This window comes from Brevibacillus sp. MS2.2, from assembly GCF_013284345.1.
In the GTDB taxonomy this organism is placed as follows: Bacteria; Bacillota; Bacilli; order Brevibacillales; family Brevibacillaceae; genus Brevibacillus; species Brevibacillus brevis_C.
Map to the genome: position 1 here is coordinate 62,251 of NZ_JABSUZ010000012.1, position 24,013 is coordinate 86,263.

General features: G+C 48.8%; 19 protein-coding genes. 3 read left to right on the plus strand and 16 right to left on the minus strand.

Annotation, left to right across the window (positions count from 1 at the left end):
* Positions 1-35: 35 nt before the first annotated feature.
* The 6 genes from HP568_RS13435 to HP568_RS13460 form a co-directional block, all read right to left on the minus strand.
* Positions 36-1,361 carry a CitMHS family transporter gene (locus HP568_RS13435; protein WP_173629330.1) on the minus strand — a complete coding sequence of 442 codons (1,326 nt, stop codon included), beginning with the start codon at positions 1,359-1,361 and terminating at the stop codon, positions 36-38.
* A 276-nt stretch (positions 1,362-1,637) separates the two neighbouring features.
* Entirely contained in the window at positions 1,638-2,504 is an 867-nt protein-coding gene (locus tag HP568_RS13440) for an ABC transporter permease subunit (protein ID WP_173629331.1), read from the minus strand.
* A complete protein-coding gene (locus HP568_RS13445; protein ID WP_173629332.1) occupies positions 2,476-3,438 on the minus strand; it encodes an ABC transporter ATP-binding protein in 963 nt (320 codons plus the stop codon). Before HP568_RS13445 ends, HP568_RS13440 begins: the two co-directional genes overlap by 29 nt.
* Before the next feature lie 89 nt (positions 3,439-3,527).
* Positions 3,528-4,703 carry an anti-sigma factor family protein gene (locus tag HP568_RS13450; RefSeq protein WP_173629333.1) on the minus strand — a complete coding sequence of 392 codons (1,176 nt, stop codon included), beginning with the start codon at positions 4,701-4,703 and terminating at the stop codon, positions 3,528-3,530.
* On the minus strand, positions 4,700-5,248 hold the full coding sequence (locus tag HP568_RS13455; RefSeq protein ID WP_173629334.1) for an RNA polymerase sigma factor SigX: 549 nt from the start codon (positions 5,246-5,248) through the stop codon (positions 4,700-4,702). The genes HP568_RS13450 and HP568_RS13455 overlap by 4 nt, the downstream gene beginning before the upstream one ends.
* A 101-nt stretch (positions 5,249-5,349) precedes the next feature.
* Positions 5,350-6,060, minus strand: coding sequence for an AAA family ATPase (locus tag HP568_RS13460; RefSeq protein WP_048034107.1), 711 nt, complete (start codon positions 6,058-6,060; stop codon positions 5,350-5,352).
* Positions 6,061-6,156: 96 nt separating this feature from the next.
* On the opposite strand from HP568_RS13460, the gene HP568_RS13465 reads away from it, so the two are divergent.
* A complete protein-coding gene (locus HP568_RS13465) occupies positions 6,157-7,581 on the plus strand; it encodes a L,D-transpeptidase family protein (protein WP_173629335.1) in 1,425 nt (474 codons plus the stop codon).
* A 143-nt stretch (positions 7,582-7,724) separates the two neighbouring features.
* Here the strand turns inward: HP568_RS13465 and HP568_RS13470 are convergent, their stop codons facing one another.
* The 4 genes from HP568_RS13470 to tkt all read right to left on the minus strand — a co-directional run bounded on the left by HP568_RS13470 (position 7,725) and on the right by tkt (position 16,499).
* The gene (locus HP568_RS13470) at positions 7,725-11,042 is read right to left on the minus strand and encodes a collagenase (RefSeq protein ID WP_173629336.1); all 3,318 of its coding nucleotides are present in this window, start codon (positions 11,040-11,042) and stop codon (positions 7,725-7,727) included.
* Positions 11,043-11,347: 305 nt separating this feature from the next.
* Positions 11,348-11,698 carry a hypothetical protein gene (locus HP568_RS13475; protein ID WP_007721499.1) on the minus strand — a complete coding sequence of 117 codons (351 nt, stop codon included), beginning with the start codon at positions 11,696-11,698 and terminating at the stop codon, positions 11,348-11,350.
* A gap of 101 nt (positions 11,699-11,799) precedes the next feature.
* Entirely contained in the window at positions 11,800-14,322 is a 2,523-nt protein-coding gene (locus HP568_RS13480; RefSeq protein WP_048034110.1) for a PBP1A family penicillin-binding protein, read from the minus strand.
* 170 nt (positions 14,323-14,492) lie between these two features.
* Entirely contained in the window at positions 14,493-16,499 is a 2,007-nt protein-coding gene (gene tkt / locus HP568_RS13485; protein ID WP_048034111.1) for a transketolase, read from the minus strand.
* Positions 16,500-16,628: 129 nt separating this feature from the next.
* Here tkt and HP568_RS13490 point away from each other — a divergent pair, with 129 nt between their 5' ends.
* Together HP568_RS13490 and HP568_RS13495 are read left to right on the plus strand one after the other, a co-directional pair.
* Entirely contained in the window at positions 16,629-16,784 is a 156-nt protein-coding gene (locus HP568_RS13490) for a hypothetical protein (RefSeq protein WP_235617525.1), read from the plus strand.
* Positions 16,785-16,799: 15 nt separating this feature from the next.
* On the plus strand, positions 16,800-17,258 hold the full coding sequence (locus HP568_RS13495) for an NUDIX hydrolase (protein WP_173629337.1): 459 nt from the start codon (positions 16,800-16,802) through the stop codon (positions 17,256-17,258).
* Between the two features lie 63 nt (positions 17,259-17,321).
* Here HP568_RS13495 and HP568_RS13500 read toward each other — a convergent pair whose 3' ends face one another.
* From HP568_RS13500 to HP568_RS13525, 6 genes are read right to left on the minus strand one after another with little or no spacing between them, the layout of a single operon-like run.
* Positions 17,322-18,842 carry an FGGY family carbohydrate kinase gene (locus HP568_RS13500; RefSeq protein ID WP_173629338.1) on the minus strand — a complete coding sequence of 507 codons (1,521 nt, stop codon included), beginning with the start codon at positions 18,840-18,842 and terminating at the stop codon, positions 17,322-17,324.
* 24 nt (positions 18,843-18,866) lie between these two features.
* Positions 18,867-20,336: an amino acid permease gene (locus tag HP568_RS13505; RefSeq protein WP_048034115.1), complete on the minus strand. Its 1,470-nt coding sequence runs from the start codon at positions 20,334-20,336 to the stop codon at positions 18,867-18,869.
* A gap of 24 nt (positions 20,337-20,360) precedes the next feature.
* Positions 20,361-21,131, minus strand: coding sequence for a DeoR/GlpR family DNA-binding transcription regulator (locus HP568_RS13510; RefSeq protein ID WP_048034116.1), 771 nt, complete (start codon positions 21,129-21,131; stop codon positions 20,361-20,363).
* Positions 21,132-21,150: 19 nt separating this feature from the next.
* The gene (locus tag HP568_RS13515; RefSeq protein WP_056489603.1) at positions 21,151-21,615 is read right to left on the minus strand and encodes an SRPBCC family protein; all 465 of its coding nucleotides are present in this window, start codon (positions 21,613-21,615) and stop codon (positions 21,151-21,153) included.
* Between the two features lie 27 nt (positions 21,616-21,642).
* Positions 21,643-22,482 carry an NAD(P)/FAD-dependent oxidoreductase gene (locus tag HP568_RS13520; protein ID WP_173629339.1) on the minus strand — a complete coding sequence of 280 codons (840 nt, stop codon included), beginning with the start codon at positions 22,480-22,482 and terminating at the stop codon, positions 21,643-21,645.
* The gene (locus tag HP568_RS13525; protein ID WP_173629340.1) at positions 22,479-23,894 is read right to left on the minus strand and encodes an NAD(P)/FAD-dependent oxidoreductase; all 1,416 of its coding nucleotides are present in this window, start codon (positions 23,892-23,894) and stop codon (positions 22,479-22,481) included. The genes HP568_RS13520 and HP568_RS13525 overlap by 4 nt, the downstream gene beginning before the upstream one ends.
* Positions 23,895-24,013: the final 119 nt, after the last annotated feature.

Genomic DNA, 24,013 nt, shown 5'->3' on the forward strand with positions numbered 1-24,013 from the left:
GGCCTCTTTTTTTATTTCTTCCTTTTTATAGTTGACTAGAACGAGATGACTCCGGTAAGAAGAGCAAGCGCAATCATCACGATCGATGTTCCAAACGCCCATTTCAGGATGAACTTTTGGGTTTCCGCATAATCGACCCCAACCATTCCGATCAACAGGTATTGTGCTGCAAACAACGGGCTGAGTACATGCAGCGGTTGACCCAGGATGGAAGCGCGACCAATTTCCGCCGGATCGATTCCGTAAGCTGCTGCTGCATTCGCCAGGATTGGAACGATCCCGAAGTAATACGCATCGTTCGACATGAAATAGGTGAATGGCATGCTTGTCAGCGCTACGAGCAGAGGCATATGGGAGCCAAGTGAATCCGGAATCCAGGAAACGAGTGTGCTCGCCATCGCATCGATCATTTTCGTTTCGGTCAGGATACCTGTAAAGATTCCCGCAGCGAAAACCATGGACACGGTAGCCAGTGCGTTAGCTGCGTGGGCTGCAATTCGCTCTTTCTGATCTTGCATTTTCGGATAGTTAATAAACAGGGCAATGGCAAAAGCGAGCATGAACATTGTCGGCAATGGCAAGAAGCTCGTAATCAGACCGACCATCAAGGCTGCTGTCAACAACAGATTGAACCAGATCAGTCGCGGACGTTTCAGTGCAGCAGTCTCAGCAGTCTCAGCAGTCTCATCCGTCGCCGCTACTTCCTGTCCTGCAAGCGATTGCAAATCTTCATCTGGTATCTCCATAATCCCCAGACGCTTACGCTCTTGTTTGCCCAGAATACAGGCTACGATCATCACCCACGCAATTCCGCCAATCATCACAGGAATAACAGGGACAAAAATATCGGAAACATCCATATGAAGTACACTCATGACACGGGCTGTCGGTCCACCCCAAGGCGTCATGTTCATGACACCGAGTGCGAGCATCGGCATGACTGCCAAAATCATCGGTCTGATTCCCAGCTTGCGATACAAAGGCAGCATCGCCGTAACAGTAATCATATAAGTCGTGGTTCCATCTCCATCCAGTGCAACCAAGGTAGCGAGAATCGCTGTACCTACAATAACCTTCAGTGGGTCACCCTTCACAATTTTCACGATTTTCTTAATTAATGGATCAAATAGACCTGCATCCATCATGACCCCAAAGTACAGAATGGCGAACAACAGCATAATTCCCGTAGGCGCAATTTTCTTGATGCCTGCAAGCATCATGTCGCCAATTTCTGTACCAAATCCGCTAATCAACGCAAAAACAACAGGAACAACAATTAAAGCAACTAATGCCGAAAGCCGTCTCGACATAATCAAGTACATGAAAACGGCTACCATGAGAAATCCAAGTAATGCCAGCATATCCTAGTTCCCCCTTGCAAGAATGCGCTTACAATGATGTTGTAGCAACCATGACGAATGCGCTTTCATATTGTGCTGTCATTATAACAATGTTCGTAAAAATCCGAATAGAATATGCGCATAAACTGTTTTAACCGCATTTCCTCTATTAACATCATAAAAATCACGAAATGCGCATATGGTGATCTGAGCTTGCATGTACATAAAAAAGAGGCCTTTCGTGAAAGGAAGAAAAGAAAAAGAACGGCATCAATCAGCCGTTCCCTCTTGTTTTTCTTATACATCTCGCTTTTGAAACACTCGAATGGACAGCCCCAACGCTACGACGCCATAAAGAATGGTGTAGATGAGCATCGCAGTACTCGGAGGCGAAGTCGTACCGAAAATGCCTTGCGAAGCAAAGGACAGCGGATCGTCAGCCGAATCAAATAACGAAAGTGTCGCTTGCCTGAACAATGAATCTGCTGGGAAGAGCAGACTGGAAATAATCCCGATGTTGGTAAGCGAGCTATTGCTAAAGACCGCACCGAGCTGCTCAATAAAGCCGCCAACGAAGCTGATCCCGTACAGAATGATCAGGATAATACCACCCGTCACCGTGGTGGTGATACTGCTTAAAAGCATAGCTACACAGACAAGAATGATCGGCATGCTAACGAAGAAAGCAGATGCTTTCAGGATTTGGCTAGCATCCACCTGAACAGCCAGCATACCTTCCCCCACCCATTGGTTGATCGCCAATAATCCGGTAAACATCAGGAGTGCGTACAACCCCAGCATACTCGCTAACCCGAAAAATTTTCCCAGTACATATTTGTAGCGAGGGAGTGCTCGTGCCAGCCACGTATCGATTTGATGGCTTTCGATTTCAGAGGCAATGCTTCCTACACTGCTCAAAATTGCCAGGAGTGCCGTAATGACAGAGCCAAAGTACAAGCCCATGCCCAGCATCTGCGTGGAGAGAACCTGCTTTTCCAACAATCTCTCCACGCCCGCTTCCCCTAACATATCCTTCATTTCTTTAACCGCATAGCCTGTGGCAAGTCCAAACAGCAACAGGAAGGCCAGCGACATGATCAGCGTAATCGTGAAAATACGCTTGGAGATCATTTCTCTATACGTGATTTTGATGATCGGCCACATGTCGTTCCCCCTCCTTTCTTTGCACCCAGTACAGGAATACGTCTTCCAGTGATTGCTGCTTGCGCACGACTTCGTGTACCCCAGCCCCGGATGCAATCAACTGTTGCAACAGAGCGGGTACCCGATCGTCCTGATCCAGCGTCATTAACCATGTAACACGGTCTTCCTCTTGTCTTACGAGACGACTCTCTGTGACGAAGGAAGGAAGCACGTTATGAAGACCTGCACTATCCTTGTCCACTGTCAATTCAATTTGTGGTTGGACGCTGCTCAGCTTTCGCCAGTCGCCATGTACGACCAGCTCACTGCGGTGAATGATCCCGACGTAGTTGCACACGCTCTCCATTTCACTCAGTAGATGACTGTTGAGAAAAATCGTCTTTCCCTGGTCACGCAGCCGCGCAATCAGCTCGCGTACTTCTTTTCGCCCGATTGGATCCAGTGCGGAGGTCGGCTCATCGAGAAAGATCAGCTCTGGATCGGACAAGAGAGCGCAGGCAATCCCGATACGCTGCTGCATGCCTTTGGAATAGCCTCGAATACGTTCACGCTCGCGTCCAGCCATTCCAACCAGCTCAACGACATTTTTTATCACGGAATTGCTCTCGCGATGTGTTAATCCACACAACTCGGCATGATGCTCCAAGAGCTGCTGGCCCGTCAACCAATCTGGATAGCGGAACAGCTCTGGCAAGTACCCCACCTTTTTCCTTGATTCTACACTGCCAATCGGCTGCCCAAGCATAACCGCTTTGCCATTCGTTGGGTGCAGTAACCCGAGCATCGTTCGGACAAAGGTACTTTTACCCGCTCCATTTTGCCCGAGGAAACCAAATACGGAGCCGCGCGGTACTTGTAGCGTAATATTTTTGCAGCCAGCTTTCCCGTTATATTGCTTGGTCAACTCCCAGGTCTCTATCACATAATCTGACATCGCTTACCTCACTTTCTCCATTGCAAACGGGACAAAGCAGAGCCCTCCCTTTTCAGGAAAACTCTGCCATTGCCCCACTACTTGTTTACTTATTTCAGTTGATTTGCAAAATCCAACAGCCCATCCGCGTTCTTTTCGCTGCCTTCCAGCATGTGAATCTGTCCATCCTGCTGCCACATCAGATGCGCATTGTATTTACCTGTGATCAGCATTCCGTTTTGACCATTCACTTTTACTTCCTTCATCTTGCTCTCGCCGTCTACCATGTATGGCACAGGGAGGGTATGCTGCCAGTCTTCGATGCTAATCATCTGCCTTTTCACTTGATCTGGAATGAACGGCAGGGCCAAAAGTGTCTCGCGAAGCTGTGCCAGATCGATTCCCTCTGGTGCGCTTAGCTCAGGAGCGCCTACGACAAAGTAGCTAATATTATCTTTTCCGGCAAGCATCCTGACCTGCTGCATCTGTGGAATCTTCAAGGAGAAGCGTTTGCCACTCAGCTTTTCATCAAAACGCGCCTCTACCTGCAATTGCGCCAGTAGCTTGTTTGCACGATCAGCATCGATTTCCATGTACATAGTGTAAGGAGAATTGACGTCTACGCTATCCACCGTGACATCTTTCGGCAGCTCAGGCAGCTTCACTCCAGCCTTTACAGCGGCTTCTTTGCTGTTGTAATAATGGTTTCTTTGTTCGAGCTTCTCTTGATCGTTTTCATCAATCCAGATTTTCCCGATCCCATTCAGTTCGATTTCGCCCACATTTCCGTTAGCGATCCATTGTTCGATCTCTTGCAGATCCTCTTGCGTCACTTTGACGAATTCAACTTTATCCATGCGGAAAATGGACAGAAAATCGTTCGCTGCTGCTTGTACTTGGGGGAAGGACAGGGACACAGCCAATACTGCTGCTGCCGAAGCACCTGTCACCCATCTTTTTGTTTGCTTGTTCATCTGATTCCAGCTCCTTCTGATTGTTGCTCGATTGGTTATCGCTTGTCGATCTTGTGCATTCGTGTTCGTCGGTTTCTCGATTGTTTGCGAAAAACGCTGCCACGCTGCTTCCGTATTGACCCTCACATCGTTTGTCTCGGAAAAAGCATGCTCCATCTTCTCACGCGTCCAACTATCCAAAGCGGACAGTTCGTCCAGCTGTGTACGGCAGGTTTCACAGTACTCCAGATGAAGCAGGAATTGCTTACTTTCTTTTGAGCTGCTTTCACCGTCCAAGAACGCCTGGACAAAGCCTGTATCGGCACATTTCATTCCTCTTCCCCCCTCATCCGGCCATAGATGGTACGAAATTTACTTTTCGCTCTCGCGAGGAGTGTTCCCACCGAGCTGATCTGCGTGCCAGTCGCTTTCGCCAACTCCGCATAAGGAAATCCGGAATATTTCATGACCAGCAAGGTTCGCTCCCGCTCGTCTAGCTCCTCTAGCACATCACGGACGACACTCTGGGACTCTTTTGCAAGCCACATCTCTTCTGAAGAAGGGCTGACATGTTCTTGCTCAGATGCACTTCGCTCTTGTCTTGCGTACCTGCGTTTTTCTGAACGAAGATAATTGTACGCTGCGTAGAGTGCGGACTTGGACAGCCATGCCGGGATATGTTCGATCACCGTGCGATCGGTATGGTAAAAGGAGAGAAATACATCCTGTGCAATATCTTCTGCCGTCTGCTGATCTTTCACAATTCGCATGATCTGTCTGACCACAAACGGATAATAGGTCGTAAACAATTCTTGAAAGGAATCTGTATGATCCTCTACTCGAGCATGGTTCATCACCAGGTTTGCTTGCACCTCCACTGGATTCCTCCTTCCTGCGTGCGCTATTGACGAATGCCTCTACTGCTTCGTTCATCTAATAGAAACCGCCAAGGAGATTTTTGTGACAGGAAAAATGAAAATTATTTTTCATCGAAAAATAGATCGGGCTTCTCCAGGAAACGACGCGTCAATTGATAGTGCTCTGTATCCCGATATTTCACCTCTTGAGCGGGCGATTCGTCAAAATTGAGGATAGTCGCTCCGGGATAACCCAACAGAATCGGCGAATGCGTCGCAATAATGAATTGGGCGCCTTCTTCTATCAAATCACGCATGAGATAAAGAAAAGCAATCTGCCGCTTGGGTGAAAGAGCAGCCTCGGGCTCATCCAGCAGGTAGATTCCCCTGCCGTTGAAGCGATTGGCAAACAGCGCGAAAAAAGATTCTCCGTGCGACTGCTCATGCAGCGAGCGTCCACCGTAGTTTTTATAGCTTTCGGAGCCCGTCTGATCTATATGACTGGCAAACTGATAAAAGCTCTCAGCCCGTAAGAAAAAGCCATTCGTTATTTTAGGAAGCCAGGAAAGGCGTATGTAGTCACCCAGACTCGCCTCCGAGCGATGCACTTCATAAAAATTGTTACGCGATCCGCCAGCCGTATGGAAACCACATTGATAGGCAACAGCCTCAAGCAACGTAGATTTACCCGAGCCATTCTCTCCTACAAAAAAAGTGACACTGCTATCAAGCTCGATTGCTTCCAACTTGCGCAAGGAGGGCAGGTGAAAAGGATATTCTTTCGTGTTCGGAAAATCCTCTCTCAGCAGCTTGATCGTTCGTAAATAAACCATTTTTGACCTCCACTCTCATTATTTTCCCGACTCCCGCCGATACATCCTTATAAGGGCGCCTTTTTAAACGCTCATTTATTTGGGGGAGAAGTATCCGTGGACAAGGTTTCCTTTCTTCAGGAAAAAAGTACATTTCATATGAAATATCCGGATCAGAGCGACCTCGCCTTTTACCGGTGGTATACGACTCAGTATCCAAACGAAGCCATCGGCTGGTTTCACCTTGGCCAAGAACGAGAAGCACAAGGCAACTCGGAACAGGCTCTCGAAGCGTACAGACGTGGTCTCGTATCCAAGCAAGGCTCGTATTACAACGAGACGCGTGATGCTTATCAAAGACTGCTGCGGGAGCGACAGCGCAATTCCTTGGGCAATCGAACACGTTTACTCTTGGCTTCGCTCTTGTTTCTCTATTTTCAATTCGCTTTTTCGCCCGGACCGTTGAGAGATGCGTCACCCAAGACAACGCCGCAAGCTGCCAAACAGCCCGTACTGACAACAGCCCAAACGCAGCCACATGTCGAGGTCATCGCAGTCCCTCCTACACTCAGTGCCCGTGAGCTATCTGAACAGGTCCGGCGCTATGTAGAGTCCCGGCGTCCTGCTCTTACGCAGCCTTTTACGGTGATGGTTGTCCCGGAAGTACCTGGTTCGCCGTTGTTCCGTCCCTTGCTGTTTTATCAGCCGCGCGAAGTCCGAGGCATCTTGCGTTACAATCCGACGAGTCGGACTGTTCTCAGTGAAAAATGGTGGGATAAACCTGTGCAGTTGGAACGAGAACCGACACTTGCCACAGGTAAGGCAGAACTCACGGATGAGCAGCTAACCCTCCAGCATGTACTGATCTTGCGAAACGCCTTGTACCGCTATTATCAGCAAACGGGTACATTGCCTGCCCAACTGTCTGATCTGGCTGGCGCTTATCCAGGCAATTATTTGCCGCAAATTCCAGTACCACCAAAGAGACTTTTGTTAAAAAGCTATCCGTATCATCCCAAAGCCTTCTCGCCAGAGTCCGCATGGGACAGCTTGCGCAATGTGCTGCCGCTTCCCGGCTATCCGGAGCCAGTGGCGCCTTTCGAACCGTTACAGCTTCACTTGACTACCTCGACACATACGATGCAGCTCATCAGCGGTTCCCATCTGGTGCGCAGCTATCCCGTCGCCATAGGCAAAAACGGTTCAACACCCGAAGGCTACTATACCATTCAACAAAAAATCAATCAGCCCCGCGGACATGACAATATTTATGGAACGAGGGGCATGGTCTTTCAGGAGAGCGGGTATGCCATCCACGGGACAAATCATCCCGAGAGCATCGGCTCATCAGTTTCACTCGGATGTGTTCGCTTGTACAATGCCGCTGTCGAGGAGCTGTACACCTTTGTTTCATTGGGGACAGAGTTCATTATTTCCAATGCCCCGTCCTCTGCCCAGCCTTGGAGCAATCCTGTTCCATTCGTTCTCCCGGCTGGCCCTGAGGAAGAGACGCCACAAGTCATTTACAATTGGCTCCATTGATTCTTTGGTTACGTAAAGAAAAGACGTGCGGAACGCCATACCGTTACGCGCTGATTTTTACCAGACGCTTATCAAACGAAAAAAGCCCTTCTATCCCGTTTTTAAAAAAGGGGTAGAAAGGCTTTTTCCTTTGAATGGAGAGATTACTCTGCGTTCACGATCACTTTGTACGGAATCTTCGTGTTGTTATTGTTGTAGACCAACAAGTAATATTTCCCTGGTTTTGCCTCAAATTCTCCCGTCAGTTTCTTACCTGTGTTTTCGGGGTAGGCGAAATACGTTTCGAGATCATCTTCATGAAACACCACCCAGTTTAAGCCTTCGTCCTTCTCGCTGCTCACCGTAACTTGAACGATCCCTTCCTCTTCAACCTGAATGATATACGTGTCCTTGTCATCTGTACGATCGGTTTGACCACTTATCTCTTCGCCCAACTGTAGCGCATTCGCGTCATCGAATGAATTGTTCGGCTCCGTTTCGGTTGGTTCTGTTTCTTCTTCTGGCAATTCCGCGGTTACTTTGTATGGAATGGTCTCACCGTTAAAGTTGTACACGGACAAATAATAGGTACCCGGAGTTGCTTCAAACTCACCGGAAAGCGTTTTTCCTGAGGTCTTGGGGTAAGCGAAATAATTATGCAGATCATCCTCGTGGTGAACGACCCAGTTCAAACCAGTATCGTGCTCACTCGTTACGTTGATTTTCACCGTTCCGTTGCTCAATACCTTCAAGGCAAAAATGTCCTTGTCGTCTTGTTTGCTTGTTTGACCACTCAACTCCACATTGCTTTTCAACCGATTTGCCTCTGAAAAGCTGTTGTTTGGCTCTTGTTCCTTTTCCCCAATTTCTCCACCCTGCTCCTCGATCGTAATTGTAATCGATTTCGCAGTAACGGCTCCTTTGTTATCCGTTACTCGTAGCTTCACGGTATATTCTCCCTGATTTTCGTAGACATGCATAGGATTGGGATCACTGCTGCTTTTGCCATCTCCAAATTCCCACAGATAAGATACGATGCTGCCATCCGGATCGGAGCTTCCGTTACTGCTAAACGTCACTTCCTCTTTTACGGCTGCTTTTGCCGGGCCGTTCATGACAATAACAGGCGGCTGATTCTCTCCATTTCCTTGTTCTGGAAGTATCCCGTGGAACGTGACATCATATTCAAACTGATTGGACGCATTTACTCTGTAGTTGGTAAAGTAGGCGGTTACGGTTTTGTAGCCGTTCCATGGATGAGAAGTAAGCGTGGTTAAAAACTCGTCTGTGATGCGACTCATCGTCTCCCAGTCTTGCTTCTCCCCTTCTGCCTGCGTACCCGTGTACGTGCCTGTTAACGTAAAGGTTTGGAAGAACTCTGAACCGTGCCTTTTGGTAGATACATTTTGCAATCCGGTGACATCTTCAATTTCCTGAAAGATTTCTGCACTTGCTTTAAGGTCTGGCGGGACCAGATAGTCGTCCGACACCAGCGGCACGGTCAGATCAGGATAGCTGTCTACCAACGATTCCATGGTACGGTGGTAATCCCGATTCAGCTCTGAATCATTGCTGAGCGTACGGATTAACTGGTCATAACCATCCACGTTATTGGCCTCTATGTAATCCATGATATCATCGAGCTTGTTCCAGTCCTCTTTCATCATGTGATACTGCAAGGCGTATGAATACGTATAAAAGTCCCATGTGCCGTAGCGTGCGTGCAAAGTTTGAGAGGCCGTATACCAATTATTTTGTCCAAAGCGAATCAGATTGTTGACCATGGATTTTCGAGGCAGAACACCTGTTGTTCGCGTGGAGCCTGCAAAGAGCTCCGCTCCGCCTTCTTCAAACCATGACAGTCTCTCATCTCTGTAAATCGGGCCTTCATTCCACAAGCCAGGGATAGCGTAGCGCCCCTGCAAATAGTGCGTGAATTCATGGCGGAACAATTCTTCCAGTGTGTACGTACTCTGCTGCGGTGTTCGCTCGTAGGTGAAGAAGGTTCCTTTCCCCTCGATATACATGCCTCCGTTGTCCGTTTCATAGCCGTACAGGGGGTTGTTCATCTTGTACTCTGAAGGACTATTGTAAAGGACAATGGTCAAAATATCGTCGGGGTTCCCTTCCTCCATCGGTTCATCTCGTCCTGCCATCCGATGAAACTGAGCTTTTACCTCTTTTGCCGCCCAATATAACCGTTTGACTTTTTCTTCTGTGACATCACCGCCTGTTTTCATGACGACGCTCCCGTCATCAAATGTGTACTCTTTGGGCAGATACTTTTCCATCGCATCCTCACGAATCTTGTTGAACTGAATGTCCCTTCCCTGCGCATCTTTTCCGCCATAGACCGTCTGGATCAGCTTCGCTACCTGCATATACTGAAGTCCCACATACGGATAAAGCTCTAACGCTTCTGTGAGGACCTCGTTACCCTTATTCGGATTGGAATGGTATTCTCCCAAATAAGCACTGTGATAAAAACCATTGTCGAGGACCCATTCTTTCGCTTCATCTGTATCGCCATGCAAGGCGAGATTTCCCAGCTCGTTCAGATACGTATCTATTTTGCCGTAAAACTCCTGTTGCTTGGTTGGTTCATCCACTCTCCACATCAGAATATAGCTAAACTGGCTCATGATACGGAAAACAGCATCACCCGCACTCCGCTGCGTAATGAAAGTATCCATTTGTTCTTCATATTGACGGATGATCGGTGCAGCTTTCTCTACGAGGGAAGCGCTTACAAAAGTGTTTCCGATGAGTCCACCAAATGCACCTATCACCTCATTTTGAGCATCTGTCCCTAATTTGAAATTCGGATTGTCTGCAATGGCATGCAGAGCAGGGAACACTTTTTGATGCTCACTTCTCTGATTGAGATAGGATAATTCCTGATGGTAGTACCCGAGGTAATATCCAGAGCGAAGCACCTCAACCAACGTGTCAATTCCTTTAGAATCGCTGCTGGAGTATTGTGTGCCTCTGACTTGCAATGCGTCAATGATGGCCTGAACGCGCTGACGATCGTTATAAAAGGCATACGAATCGGGGGTAAAGTCGAATAGTTCAGGAATCTGCTCCCAGTTGATCTTCACCAGTACATTGACTAATTCATCGTAGCTGAGCTTGTTCAAATCTGACATCGTGTACTTTTCGACATTTGCCTTCATGCTCCGCTGCTGTTCGTTAGAAGACTCTTGCTCCTCTACACTCCAGATTGGCTCCACTGGATGCGGATATTCCCCTGCTTCATCACTGGATTGATGCTGAAACGAGGTGATTGGGTCCAGCTTCCTCTCCACAGGTTTTCCTGAAGGCGGAACGTTTTGACTCCCATCCCTAGCGAGCGCACTTGAATAATCTTTGACTGCCAAGGCTTGGACAGGAGTTCCAACCGTCCCCACTAGAAATGATGTCGAGAGAAGGACACCAGCCATTATGCGGCCTGTGTGTGCCGTGTGACGCTTTTTCTTCATGAATGAGCAAACCTCCTTTGAATGGAAACCGCATTTTCGTTTGTTGCGTGGAAGCCGTATTTGGATTGGGCAAGTTCACCTTCTCTCCATTTGGAATGTAATAAAATACACGCTGTTAGAATTGCAATTATGGTGCCAATACATATTACTGAAAAGAAGAGGGAGAATGTATACATTTTTTTACAAAAATTCATGAACATGTATGAAATGTTAGACACTGTGACTATCAAAAGTGAGTTTTGCTTCGCGCACGCAAAAAAGCGCGTTCCCGCAAGTGGGAACGCGCCATGTTTTTACGATCACATTTATTTTTCTTCTTCCAATTCTCTCATCGATTCTTCTTGTTCTTCTTCCGGGTTCCAATAATCGAGCACTTTTCCTTGCAGAACCTTGCCTTGAATGAATTCTACCTGCTGCTCACTGAAATCCTCTGTCCACTCAATACCCAATTGTTCAGCTAGACGTACGACGGTCAGCAATTCTGACCAAGCCACGTAACGTTTGTACCAGAAGAACTGTGGCTGTTCGTTCATGTATGGGTAAAGATCATCGAAATCGGTGTGTTTACAGTCAAGAGCTCGCTCAAAATTCACCTTGGTTTGGCGTAACTGTTCTTTGAAAAATGTGGGTAGATCTCTTTGTGCGTAGCCAGACATGGACTGTCCCCCCTGTCTCCCGATTTATTGGTATTGTACCACGCGAAAGAACCTGTGCAAATAGTCGAATCGGTTTTGAATCGTTCTTGCTGGGCTAATCTTTAGCCGTTTGATGCATCTGGGAACTGGTTCTGCCCCTCCTCTTGTGGAGGTGGCGGTAATTGAATTTCATTGGAGGAACCATTTGTCTGACTAGGATCTGGATTCACAATGTCCGGTGGAACCTCACCTGTTCCCGGATTTGGCGATTGCCCACCATCTCCATTATTTGTATGCTCACCAGCTTCTCCGGTACCTTGGTCAGGTGGATTTTCACCGTTTCCATTTTCGGTACCACCCGGATTCTGCCCCTGATCGTTGCCTTCCTCGTTATGACCAGGATCTCCATTAAGCATATTCTCCAGCTTTTTGGAGTCGATTGGGACTTCTTTTGAAGGTGTGCCTTCCTCGCCTTGTGCATTTCGCGGAACGACTTGATAACGATACTGTTTCGGACTATCAAGGACATCTACATAAGAGGTTTCCTTCATACCCGCAGAGATGAGCTGTCTTTCGCCGTTTTCGCTAATGCGGTACAGATCGTACGTATTGCCGTCAGCTCCACCAATCCAGCTAAGCACGACCATCAATTTATTCGTACTTGGGTCCAATGACATGTCTGCAGCCATTTGGAGCTCTGGTTCTACTTCCACCTCTTTATGTTCTACCGCTCCTGCTGGTCGAACGAAGTCCGATGACGGTACACCTTTTAACGCTGTTGCCAACACTTTGGAGAACATTTGTGCCGTCATGCTACTTCCTTGATGCATCAAATGCTGTTTGTCCTCCGGATCGAAGCCCATCCAAACGGCACCGACATATTCCGGAGTATATCCAACGAACCAAGCATCCTTGTTTGCTTTACTATCTCCTGCAATCGATTGTGTCGTACCGGTTTTACCTGCAACATGGCGGCCAGAGATACGCGCTGCCTTCCCTGTACCTTCCTGAACCGCTCTCTCCAGCATGGTGTGAATCTCCCAAGCTGCTTCCGGCTTCAGTGCCTCAGTTTGTTTAGGCTTATATTCACGGACAACACCCTCGTCCTTGTTCTCCACCTTCGTGATCGAGTGCGTCTCAGACACTACCCCTCCATTGACAAAAGGCGTGTACGCCTGAGCCATTTCCAACGGGGACGTACCTACACTCAATCCCCCAAGGGCGATTGCCAGGTTTCGATCGTTCGGAGTCAGCTCAATACCGACTTTCTTGAGGTATTCCAAGCTTTCTGGTACACCAATTTCATTTAACAGCCATACCGGCGGGATATTCGCGGAGTCGATCATCGCCCGGTTCATGCTCATTGTTTCCGTGTATCGGTTATTGTAGTTGCGCGGCTCATAGCCATTGAAGCTCTGCCTTTTGTTACTCAACTGCGAATTCGAGTTCCATTTGTTAATATCTTTATTTACCGCCGGAGCGAACACCGCAATCGGCTTAAAGCTGGAGCCCGGCTGACGCTTCATGTCTGTCGCATAGTTAAAGCCTTTTGGCGCATAGTTGCGTCCGCCCATCATCCCGGCAATTCCGCCTGTTTTCGCGTCGATGACAATCATCGATGATTCTACACCGCGCTTGGCGCCGTCTTTCGGGAAGTTTTTGGCATTGGCATATTCCTCTACCATGGCATCCTGTACTTTCGGGTCGAAGGTCGTGTAAATGTTCCAGCCCCCGCGGTACAGTTCTTCTTCTGTCACGCCGAACTTGGCTTCGGATTCTTCTACCATATTGTCAAAAAACGCGCGATAGCCTTTTTTCAAGCTCGCACCCGCTACTTCATGCGGCTCTTTCGGCAACGGCTCTGCTTGAGCTGCCTCTTTTTGCTCATCGGTAATGATTCCTTGCTCATGCATCAGTCGAATGACGGTATCTCGACGCAGTTTCGCCTTTTCTGGATTGTTAAAAGGTGAATAAGTGGTCGGTGCTTTTGGAATAGCTGCCAGCATCGCTGCTTCCGCAACGGTAAAGTTCTCATCGCTTACCGATTTACCGAAGTAGTACTGGGCAGCATCCTCTACCCCAAATTCCCCTTCGCCCAAATAAACGCGGTTCAAGTACATCTCTAAAATTTGATCCTTGGAGTACTTGCGCTCCAAGCCAATCGCGATACTCATTTCTTTTGTTTTACGCCAGAACGTTTGGTCTAGGGTGAGAAAGACGTTTCTTGCCAGCTGTTGGGTAATGGTACTTCCCCCTTCAGCTAACGATCCTTTTTTAATATCATTGACGATGGCGCCACCGATCCGAACCATATCGACGCCCTTGTGTTCGTAAAAGCGCTTATCCTCAACAGCGAGGAAAGCATTGATCAAAGTCTTTGGCATTTCATTAATCGGTTTGTATACACGGTTTTTCTGACGAATCAGACTCGTCATCTCTTTCCCGTTTTTGTCGTATATGACAGTTGGTTCTGCTTTCAAGTCCTGTAGCTTTTGTACGTTTTGCTCAATCATCCGGTCTCCCGCATACAACAGGGCGAAGTAGCCTCCGATCACACTAAGGAAAAGGAATATTGCAAACGATACGGCAATCATCAGCAAGTTGTTCTTTTTCTTCCTGACTTTCTTCTTGGCCTTTGTTGCCATTATTTACCTCCTGATTTTCTCTCTCTCCCCCACATCTTATATAGACGGTCCCATTTCAAAAAAGTTTCTGTTTTGGGTTGTAGTCTATCATTCCATACAAAATTCCGTTTGTCACTGGAAAAGCCTATCTCCTGAAACAGAAGATAGGCTTTTTCCTAAAGGTTTACGATTTATTTCAGCAGTTTTTCTGCTTCAGCCACAACATTTTCTACCGTGAAGCCGTATTCCTTCATGATGCGCTCGCCTGGTGCAGATGCGCCAAACTGATCGATTGCGATGACTGTACCGCTATCGCCAGCGTAACGCTCCCACCCCATTGGAGAGCCCATTTCTACCGCCACGCGTGCTTTTACAGCCGGTGGAATCACAGCGTCGCGATACTCTTTCGGTTGACGCTCGAACAGGTTCCAGCTCGGCATGGAAACAACGCGTGTTTCAATACCTTTCGCGAGGAGTTGCTCACGCGCCTGCATCACGAGGGATACCTCAGAACCCGTTGCCAACAGGATGAGCTGCGGGTTGCCGCTTGGCGCGTCTGCGAGAACATACGCACCTTTGCTCACGCCTTCTGCCGCTTTCTCCATGGTCTCAGGCAGAACTGGCAAGTTTTGACGAGTCAGTACCAGAACGACTGGCTCATCTGTACGGGATACAGCATATTTCCAAGCCTCGTTCGTCTCCACTGCATCAGACGGACGAAGAATGGTCAAGCCTGGCATCGCACGCAAGGAAGCGAGTTGTTCAATCGGCTCATGCGTCGGTCCGTCTTCACCAACTGCGATCGAGTCATGTGTAAATACGTAGACAACTGGCTGCTTCATCAGTGCAGAGAGGCGAATCGCCGGACGCACGTAGTCGGAGAACACGAAGAATGTACCGCCGTATACTTTAACGCCACCGTGGAGAGCCATACCGTTGAGGGCTGCACCCATCGCGAATTCGCGAACACCAAACCAAATGTTACGGCCATCGTAAGAACCTGGCAGGAAGTTGCCCGCTTCTTTAATCACTGTGTTGTTGGAATGTGCCAAGTCAGCGGATCCGCCCAGGAAGAATGGAACGCTGTTTGCCAATGCATTGATCGCATTACCGGAAGCAACGCGTGTCGCCAACTTTGCACCAGCTTCATACGTTGGCATATGGTTGTCCCAACCAGTAGGCAGATGGCCTTCTTGTGCAGTCGTAAATTGCAGTGCCAGTTCCGGATACGCTTTTGCGTAAGCTGCAAACAGGTCACGCCAAGCAGCTTCTGCTTTTTCTCCAGCGTCAGCCAAGCCAGCATAGAAATCAGTCACTTCTTGTGGTACGTGGAACTCACTTTCATGGTGCCACTCGTAGTTTGCTTTTGTCAGCTTCACTTCGTCTTTTCCAAGCGGAGCGCCGTGAGAAGAGCTGGAGCCGCCTTTGTTCGGGCTTCCGTATCCAATGACGGTTTTTACTTCAATCAAGGTAGGACGATCCAAATCTTTTTTCGCTTCTGCGATAGCCGCGTCAATAGCAGCCAGATCATTGCCGTCTTCTACGCGAATGTATTGCCAACCATACGCTTGGTAGCGACCCGCTACGTTTTCAGAGAAGGAACGGGAAAGCTCGCCATCCAGAGAGATATCGTTCGAATCATAGAGCACGATCATTTTGCCCAGTTTCAGGTGAGCAGCCAGAGAAGAAGCCTCGCTGGATACACCCTCCATCAGGTCACCGTCGCCGCAGATTACGTATGTGTAATGGTCAACGATGTCAAAATTGTCGCGGTTGTAAACAGCTGCCATGTGCTTTTCCGCCATCGCCATACCAACAGCCATGGCGATCCCTTGTCCCAAAGGACCCGTTGTCGCGTCGACACCCGCTGTGTGTCCAAACTCAGGGTGACCAGGCGTTTTGCTGCCCCATTGACGGAAGTTATGTAGGTCTTCCAGTGAAACATCGTATTTCATCAGATGCAACATCGAGTATAATAGCATAGAGCCATGTCCAGCTGAGAGGACAAAACGGTCACGGTCAATCCATTTTGGATTGCTCGGATTTACTTTCATAAAGCGGCTCCACAGTACATGTGCCATAGGAGCTGCACCCATCGGCATTCCCGGGTGACCGGAATTCGCCTTCTCAATGGCATCAATCGCCAGCGTGCGGATGGTATTAATGGATAGCTGATCAACAGACGTTTGCTGAGTCATCTCGCAAAATCCTCCCTGCGTTTTCTAGAAATTACTACCGAGAATCAAGTAAAAACACACTGTGCCATTATAGCATAGTTCCCATTCATAATCATGTTCGCTTTGCATGAATTAAGGAGGTCTTTTTCAATGAATTGGCTGTATCTTACTATCGGGATCGTTTTAGGTGTTGCTGGAATTGGTATGCTGCTCTTTGCCTTGACCAGCTCTCCGATTTTGAAAAAAAACAGAATGGAACGCCGTAGACAAGCTGCCGAGAATCATCGCCCGGAAGAATATCATTAATAGAGGAGAATTCGCATGCAAAAAGAGCGCTTCTCGATGCAGGTAGCCGTTCACCTTTTCCTGGTGAAGGATGCGCAGATCTTGTTATTACGTCGCTACAATACCGGCTACGAAGACGGCAATTACAGTGTTCCCGCTGGACATCTGGACGGGAATGAAGAAGTAAAGACTGCCGCGATCCGCGAGGCCAAAGAAGAATGCGGAATTGACATCGATCCAGCGAGCTTGGAGATGGTAGGCGTCATGCATCGCCGCTCTAATGATGAGCGTATCGATTTTTTTGTCGCTGCCACAAAATGGCACGGAGAAATAGTCAATGCCGAGCCGAATAAATGCGATGAGCTCGTATGGGTGGACATGGATAAATTACCCCCGAACATCATTCCTTATGTGAGACAAGCTCTCTCGAACTTTAGACAAAAGCAGTGGTTTGACAGCTTTGGCTGGGAGCCTGCGCTCGAGTTGAAGAAGTAAAAAAAGCAACCAATCCGCCAAAAGCATTGTGCTCGCTTTGGCAGTTGGTTGCTTTTTTTTACGTTATCCTTCGCTTACCTGTAACAGAAGGTGAACCGCCTTGTTCCAACGCCCACGCAGTCTATTCCTCACCGATTCATCAAGTGTCGGTTCATAGCGACGCCCTACCTTCATTCGCGCTTCCAATTCTTTCACCGACCACCAGCCGCACTCTTCCCCGAGTAGAAACGCAATCCCCATCGCTGTTGTTTCATTGATCTGCGGCACCTCTACCGGAACACCCAGCAGGTCTGCCTGAAACTGCATCAAATACGGATTATCCGTCAAGCCGCCATCTACCCGTAAAACGGAAATCTTTTGTCCGACTGCCTGTTCCATTGTGACAAACACATCCGCTACACGGTGAGCGATCCCTTCCAGCATCGCTTTTGCCAGTAGCGGTCGGTCAGTATGCTGGGAGAGTCCGAGAAACACCCCTCTCGCCTCCGAGTTCCAGTACGGTGTGCCGATCCCATTCAATGCCGGGATAAATAAAAGGTTGGTTGGGGCTTCTCCCTTTTGCAGTTCTTCATACCACTGCTCCGACCATCGTTGTAGCTCGTCTATACCCTGATACAGCCCAAGCTGCTCTTTTCCCCATTCGAGAGCTGACCCCGCCGCATAAACCGCGCCATCAAGCGCATAAGTATGTTGCCCCCCGCGTTTCCAGACGAGCGTCGTCAAAAGTCCGCTCTCTTTCGTAGCAGGCGGCTCGTTTCCGACGTTCATGTAAGCGAAGCAGCCCGTGCCATACGTACATTTGGACATACCCGGCTCAATGCAGAGATGACCGTAAAGGGCCGCTGGTTGATCCACCTGGCTGACGAGAATCGGTGCTTGGATGCCGCAAAATTTATCAGGATTCGTCCTACCAAAAGAACCAACTGTTGGACGAACCTGCGGTAGCCAGTCTTCCTCTATTCCCAAATACCGCAATATTTCCTCATCCCATTTCCCCTGCCGATGAGCAAACAACAGCGTTCGAGCAGCAGTGGAAGCATCGGTTACATACGAGGCGCCTCCTGTCATCTGCCAGATCAGCCAAGAGTCAAGCGTGCTGCAATAAGCCTGCCGCTGTCGGATCTTTTCTTGCACCAGAGGCACTTCCTCCATCATCCACCTGATTTTCGTCGCAGAAAAATATGGGTCAATCAAAAGTCCGGTCTTCTCGGCCACCTTCTGTGCCCATTCGCCATCCTCCTTCCAACGCTCTGCGATTTGATCGGAGCGACGGCAGGACCAGACAACAGCCGGATAAAGCGACTCTCCGCTTACCGAATCCCAAAAGAGGACCGTTTCCCCCTGATTGGCCAGGCCTACCGCTTCCACCTGCTCAGGTTCGGTACGTCCCTTGAGCAGCACGTCGGCCACTCCCATCAAGACCTTTTCCCAGATCTCCTCCGGGTTATGCTCCACCCATCCGGACTGTGGATAATATTGTGCGTGCTTCTGATAGCTTTCAGCAGCAACCCGTCCATGGTGATTTACCAGTAGCACCTTGGTCCCAGTTGTCCCCTGATCAATCGACAGCAAATACTTCTCCATACTGCAGGCTCCTTTTTCATTATTCTAGGCGGAATGATCTTCTTTTTCTTCATCAAATCCGAATGTTCTGTCTTTTATACCGATACGGCCCTCCATAATCCCTTTGCGGAACAGCAGATGATACAAAATGACACCTATAGCCAGCAAGGTAGCTGCCACGATCGCTACGCTATGGAAATTTTCCGGAATGGTCAGGATGCCAATTTCAAAGATCAGCCATGCGATCGCAAGGAAAGTGAGCGGTGTGCGCCACTTGCCCAGGTCAAAGTACTTCGATTTGGGCAGTTCCTTGCGTTTCCATGCATAAGCAGCAATCGTTGTCAGATAGAGAAGGGCTGGCAGTACCGAGGTGGCTCCTACCAGAAGGGTCAGGGAATCGGCGAATAATACAGCGAGAATACCTAGCACTAAAACGAGTAAAACGGCGTTTGTTGGTACCGAAGTCTGAGGTGATACCTTCTTGAAGATGGAGGAAGCGAAGAATACATTGTCACGTGACAACGCATAGATGAGTCGGGAAGCGGAAGCCATGATGATCAAGCCGCACGCGAAGATGGAAATGAGGCAAAGCACCAGAAAGAAGCTGGATACAGCGGAGCCAAGACTTGTTTGCAATATGTACGGAATTGGATTCGCTGCACCGAGCACAGTCGGCAGATCCGTAATGGCAACAGAAATCACGATCAACAGCAAGAAACCAATCACACCACTCAGTAATACGGATAAAATCATGGCACGAGGCACCGTTTTCTTCGCATTGATCGTCTCCTCGGAGAGATTCGCAGCAGCCTCGAAGCCTACCAATGTAAAGGAACCCATCAGGGCAGCCATGATAAAAGCGCCTAGGTACGAACCGTCCGATTGAGTCGCAGCCGTACCGATATCGGTCAGCATGCTCCAATTTGCCCCGTTGTACATCACAACTGCTCCCAGCACCACAACGATCCCAACCATACCGATCACTTCCGTGTACACGGCGATATCATTAATGCGAGTAGCCAGCTTCACTCCATAAATGTTTAATAAAGCTTGTACGACTAGCGTACCAATCACGATCCAGACCAGTGTCTTGGAGCCTGTATCCCAGCCAAACATCTCGGCAATAATGGGAGCCAGCGCATAGTCGACAGTTGGAACTACGATAACGAGAAAGCAAAAGGCAATCCAGCCAGCAAACCAACCCAGCCCCGGGTTGGCAAGACGTGTCACCCATTGATAGGAATAGCCGCTCAATGGAATTCGTCCAGCCAGCTCTGCAAAAATAATGGCTACTAACAAATGCCCAATGGTTACAATCGGCCAGGTCCAGATACCAGCCGGCCCAGCTGTACTAAGCACAAATCCATAATTGCTAAAAATGCCTGTGGTAATGGAAATAAAAGAAAACGCGACGGCAAACGAACTGAACAGTTTTAATGTCCGTCTCAATTCTTGCTTATAATGATACGTTTGCATATCTTGCGAATCATTTGCTTGTACCGATTGTTTCACCATGGATTGCCTCCCTCACCATTTGCTTTACACGGATGTCTTAGCAACGATGACTTGCAATCCTTCCTGAGCGAGTCGCCCAGCAAGAGATTGGGGTAGTTCCTCATCTGTAATGACTACGTCGATGTCGGATAACTCTGCCACCCTCATAAAAGCGGTTACATTTATTTTGGAATGATCAATCAGTACATATGTTTCTTTGGCGTTTGTAAGCATCAACTGCCTGATGTCTGCCTCGCCCACATGGTAATCCGTAAAACCAGTTTCTGCTGCCAATCCCCCCACACCAATAAACGCTTTGTCCACAAACAAGCCCTCGAGGCTTTTCCTGGCGATCGGACCGGACATGGCCAGATCCCCTGCGCGCAATTCACCTCCACTCATGATCACCTTTGCATCCGGGTGATGAGATAGTTCCAATGCCACCAGTAGCGCATTGGTTATCACCGTAATCCCCTTTTTATGATAAAGGTGTTTGGCGAACAATTGTGTCGTCGTGCCCAAATCAATATAGATTGCGTCGCCGTCCTCCACCAAGGAGGCGGCGGCGACCGCAATCGCCTCTTTCTCCGCCAAGTTTAATCCACTCCGCTTGGCATAAGGAGGCTCCACGTTGGTTTTATTCAGAATAGCGCCACCATGCACCTTCTTGAGTAGTCCCTGCTGCTCCATTTCATACAAATCCCGCCTGATTGTTTCGCGTGTCACCGTTAATCGGCTGCATAGCTCTGCAATACGAACGGATTGATTTTCTTGTAGCATTTGCAGGATCAGCTGTTGTCTTTCTTCTTGTAGCATGGATGATCACCATCTTCTCTTAATTGTATATCTCTTGACTAGACTGGAACAGGGTCTGGACGTTCGTCGCAAATTCTTCTGCCTTTTTCTTCACAGTCCCCTTCATTAGTATATCTCCTAACGATGCCAGTCGCCCTGTCATTTGCAAATCCATCTCGTATTGCACTCGCGTGGTTCCCGGCTGCTCCTCTTTTAGCTGAAGGTGCAATTGATTGCGGAACACGCCAGCCAACGCTACCGGTTGTCCGGTCATCTCCACTTGCAGCGCTTCTCCGTCTACCGCTTCTTTTAATTCCCCCGTCACTCGGAATTGAATCGTCATAAACTGTATCTTCACTTCCATGTTCGCTTCATAACGGGTGGGACTGCTCATTTTTACTTCTTTGCAGCCTGGTACGCAACCTGACAGCTTTTCAACATCCATAAAGACGGACCATACATCTGCTTTACTTGCCTGAATCGTAAACGAGTCGGATAGCTTCATCGTAAACTCTCCCTTCTGATGCTCGTTTTACAAGAGGTGCTTGGCTGTTTCTTTTGCCCATTCCATCGAATTCGTGTGATCATCGTCACCAAGGCAGGTACAACTCCCTGCTGCATAAATATCTGGCAGATTCGTTTTCCCTGTGGCATCTACGATAATCGCATCGTGATGATCTCGCTCGATCGGTGTTCCTTTCAAGAAAAACGTACAAGGCACCCGACCCTTTGCAAAAATGAGCGTATCGCACGCCACTTCGTTTATCTCATCCGTCATCCGATTCCGCAGTTGTACTCCTTCTACCCGGGACAATCCCTTGATAGAGGTAAGCTCCCAATCTGACTCAGCATATTTGACCAGATTGCTCGTCTCTTTTTCCAGAAGGGTCGCTGTACTGCGAGAGATTCTGCCATTCTCGATCAACACAATCTTGCGGCCCGGCTGATATCCTCGCTCTATTAGCTGCATCGCCATCATCGGAGTCATGACTCCTGCCGGACGTGTCCCCGGGATTTTATGCGCTTCACGCGGTTTTTCCAGTGAGCCTGAGGCGATCATTACCTTTTTTGCCTCAATAGAATAGGTGCCCATCGGCGATTGGACGTACAACTGATGCAATTGACCGTTTCCGCCTGGGAAAAAACCGACGACTGTTGATTGTTCGTGAATCTCGTAGGGTAGCGACGCGGCTTTTTCCAGAAGCTCCCGTTCTGGAGCAAACTCGTCTGAGCTCCAATACGGTAAGGTGAAGCCACCTCTTCTCTTCTGGTAATCGATCATCAGAACAGAGCTGACTCCTCCTTCCCATGCTGAAAGGGCTGCCGTCAATCCCGAGATTCCTGCTCCAATGATCACCAAATCATACCTCATGCCTGCTTCTCTCCTTGTACTACAGCTAGATAAGAGTTTCTTACTCCTTTTAAAGGCTGCTTCCCGGTGTGTTCAGGATAGGTCTCGGCCATAACATCGATAATTTTGGGAATACAGCAGTTTCCTTGGCATTCTCCTAAGGTGGCGCCCGTCCGCCGCTTTACTCCATCAATGGTCTGCGGGGTGAGGACACGCTTCAAGGAATGGACGATCTCACTCCGGGTAATGGAGCGGCACAGACAAATGATTTCTCCTGTTTCCTGCTCCTCTGAAAAAAGATCCGGCAGGGCATGCTGTGCCTGTTCGTTTACTAGCAGCTCAAGCCCGGCTTTCTGAAGAGTTTCCGCTACCAGCTCTGCGATGCCAGGAGAAGCAGAGAGTCCGGTGGAACGTATCCCGGCGGCATGAATCATGCGTGGCTGTACAGTGGATGGACGGATGACAAAATCTCCCTCGCTGCAAACTGCCCTGACCCCGGCAAACTGACGAATCGTAGAAAACTTTCGAGAGTCGGGAACCAGTTTCTCACAGCCTGCCAGTACCGTTTCCATGCCTGCCTGTGAGGTGGAACGATCCCATTTGTCTGCTTGATCCTCTGCCGTTGGCCCAAGCAGAAAACCGCCGAACACGACTGGCGAAACCAACACGCCCTTGGAGGTTTTCGTAGGAACAGGCAAGATGATTGAGGAGATGGATACCGCCTCTTCAGTCAGGATAAACTGGCCTTTACGTGGTGAAATCGAGAAGCTCTCATCTCCCACCATCCGGGCAATTTCATCGGACCATAATCCGGCCGCATTCACCGCATAACGGGTCGTAACCGTTTCACCATTTTCCAGCGTAAGGAGCAAGTCCTCTCCATCCGGTACAGTCTCGATGCGGGAGACGCCTTGCCCTAGCACAACCTCCGCACCGTTTAGCACTGCTATCTCTCCGAAGGCTCTGGTGGCCCAGAATGGATCGCAGATCGCTTCACCCGGTACTGCCAATCCGCCTGTTACGTTGGTTGTCACAGCGGGATTCATTTCCAGAATCTCCTCAGCAGACATCCAGTGAACATCTACGTCATTCGCCTTTGCATGGGGAACATAGGTGGTTTCGATGATCTGCTTTTCTTCGTCGTTTGTCGCCACCATGACGGCGCCACATGGAAGGAAGGGGATTCTCAGATTCTCAACCAACATCGGCCATAAGCTGCGGGAGCGGCGAAGGCACTCTGCCTCAACCGTGCCTGGCTTTGCATCAAACCCGGTATGAACAATCCCACTGTTCGCCTTGCTCGTCCCTTCACAAACATCAGGCTGCTTCTCGATTAAAAGCAGTCTCAGTTGATAAAACGAAAGGGCGCGTAATATGGCTGTACCGACTACTCCACCACCAATCACCACAACGTCATACTTATGGTTTTGCATTCTGTTCCACCAGCCTCGGATTTTTGTTTGCAAAATATTGCTTTAGTTTGCTTTATGTAGTATTCATTATATTCCGACTTGTATTTTTCTGTCAATAAATGAACTGCTCCCATCGGATG

Coding starts and splice junctions, on each gene's coding strand:
- HP568_RS13435 (WP_173629330.1), bottom strand. CDS start 1,361: ATGCTGGCATTACTTGGATTTCTCATGGTAGCCGTTTTCATGTACTTG.
- HP568_RS13440 (WP_173629331.1), bottom strand. CDS start 2,504: ATGTGGCCGATCATCAAAATCACGTATAGAGAAATGATCTCCAAGCGT.
- HP568_RS13445 (WP_173629332.1), bottom strand. CDS start 3,438: ATGTCAGATTATGTGATAGAGACCTGGGAGTTGACCAAGCAATATAAC.
- HP568_RS13450 (WP_173629333.1), bottom strand. CDS start 4,703: ATGAAATGTGCCGATACAGGCTTTGTCCAGGCGTTCTTGGACGGTGAA.
- HP568_RS13460 (WP_048034107.1), bottom strand. CDS start 6,060: ATGGTTTATTTACGAACGATCAAGCTGCTGAGAGAGGATTTTCCGAAC.
- HP568_RS13470 (WP_173629336.1), bottom strand. CDS start 11,042: ATGAAGAAAAAGCGTCACACGGCACACACAGGCCGCATAATGGCTGGT.
- HP568_RS13475 (WP_007721499.1), bottom strand. CDS start 11,698: ATGTCTGGCTACGCACAAAGAGATCTACCCACATTTTTCAAAGAACAG.
- HP568_RS13480 (WP_048034110.1), bottom strand. CDS start 14,322: ATGGCAACAAAGGCCAAGAAGAAAGTCAGGAAGAAAAAGAACAACTTG.
- tkt (WP_048034111.1), bottom strand. CDS start 16,499: ATGACTCAGCAAACGTCTGTTGATCAGCTATCCATTAATACCATCCGC.
- HP568_RS13490 (WP_235617525.1), top strand. CDS start 16,629: ATGAATTGGCTGTATCTTACTATCGGGATCGTTTTAGGTGTTGCTGGA.
- HP568_RS13495 (WP_173629337.1), top strand. CDS start 16,800: ATGCAAAAAGAGCGCTTCTCGATGCAGGTAGCCGTTCACCTTTTCCTG.
- HP568_RS13500 (WP_173629338.1), bottom strand. CDS start 18,842: ATGGAGAAGTATTTGCTGTCGATTGATCAGGGGACAACTGGGACCAAG.
- HP568_RS13505 (WP_048034115.1), bottom strand. CDS start 20,336: ATGGTGAAACAATCGGTACAAGCAAATGATTCGCAAGATATGCAAACG.
- HP568_RS13510 (WP_048034116.1), bottom strand. CDS start 21,131: ATGCTACAAGAAGAAAGACAACAGCTGATCCTGCAAATGCTACAAGAA.
- HP568_RS13515 (WP_056489603.1), bottom strand. CDS start 21,615: ATGAAGCTATCCGACTCGTTTACGATTCAGGCAAGTAAAGCAGATGTA.
- HP568_RS13520 (WP_173629339.1), bottom strand. CDS start 22,482: ATGAGGTATGATTTGGTGATCATTGGAGCAGGAATCTCGGGATTGACG.
- HP568_RS13525 (WP_173629340.1), bottom strand. CDS start 23,894: ATGCAAAACCATAAGTATGACGTTGTGGTGATTGGTGGTGGAGTAGTC.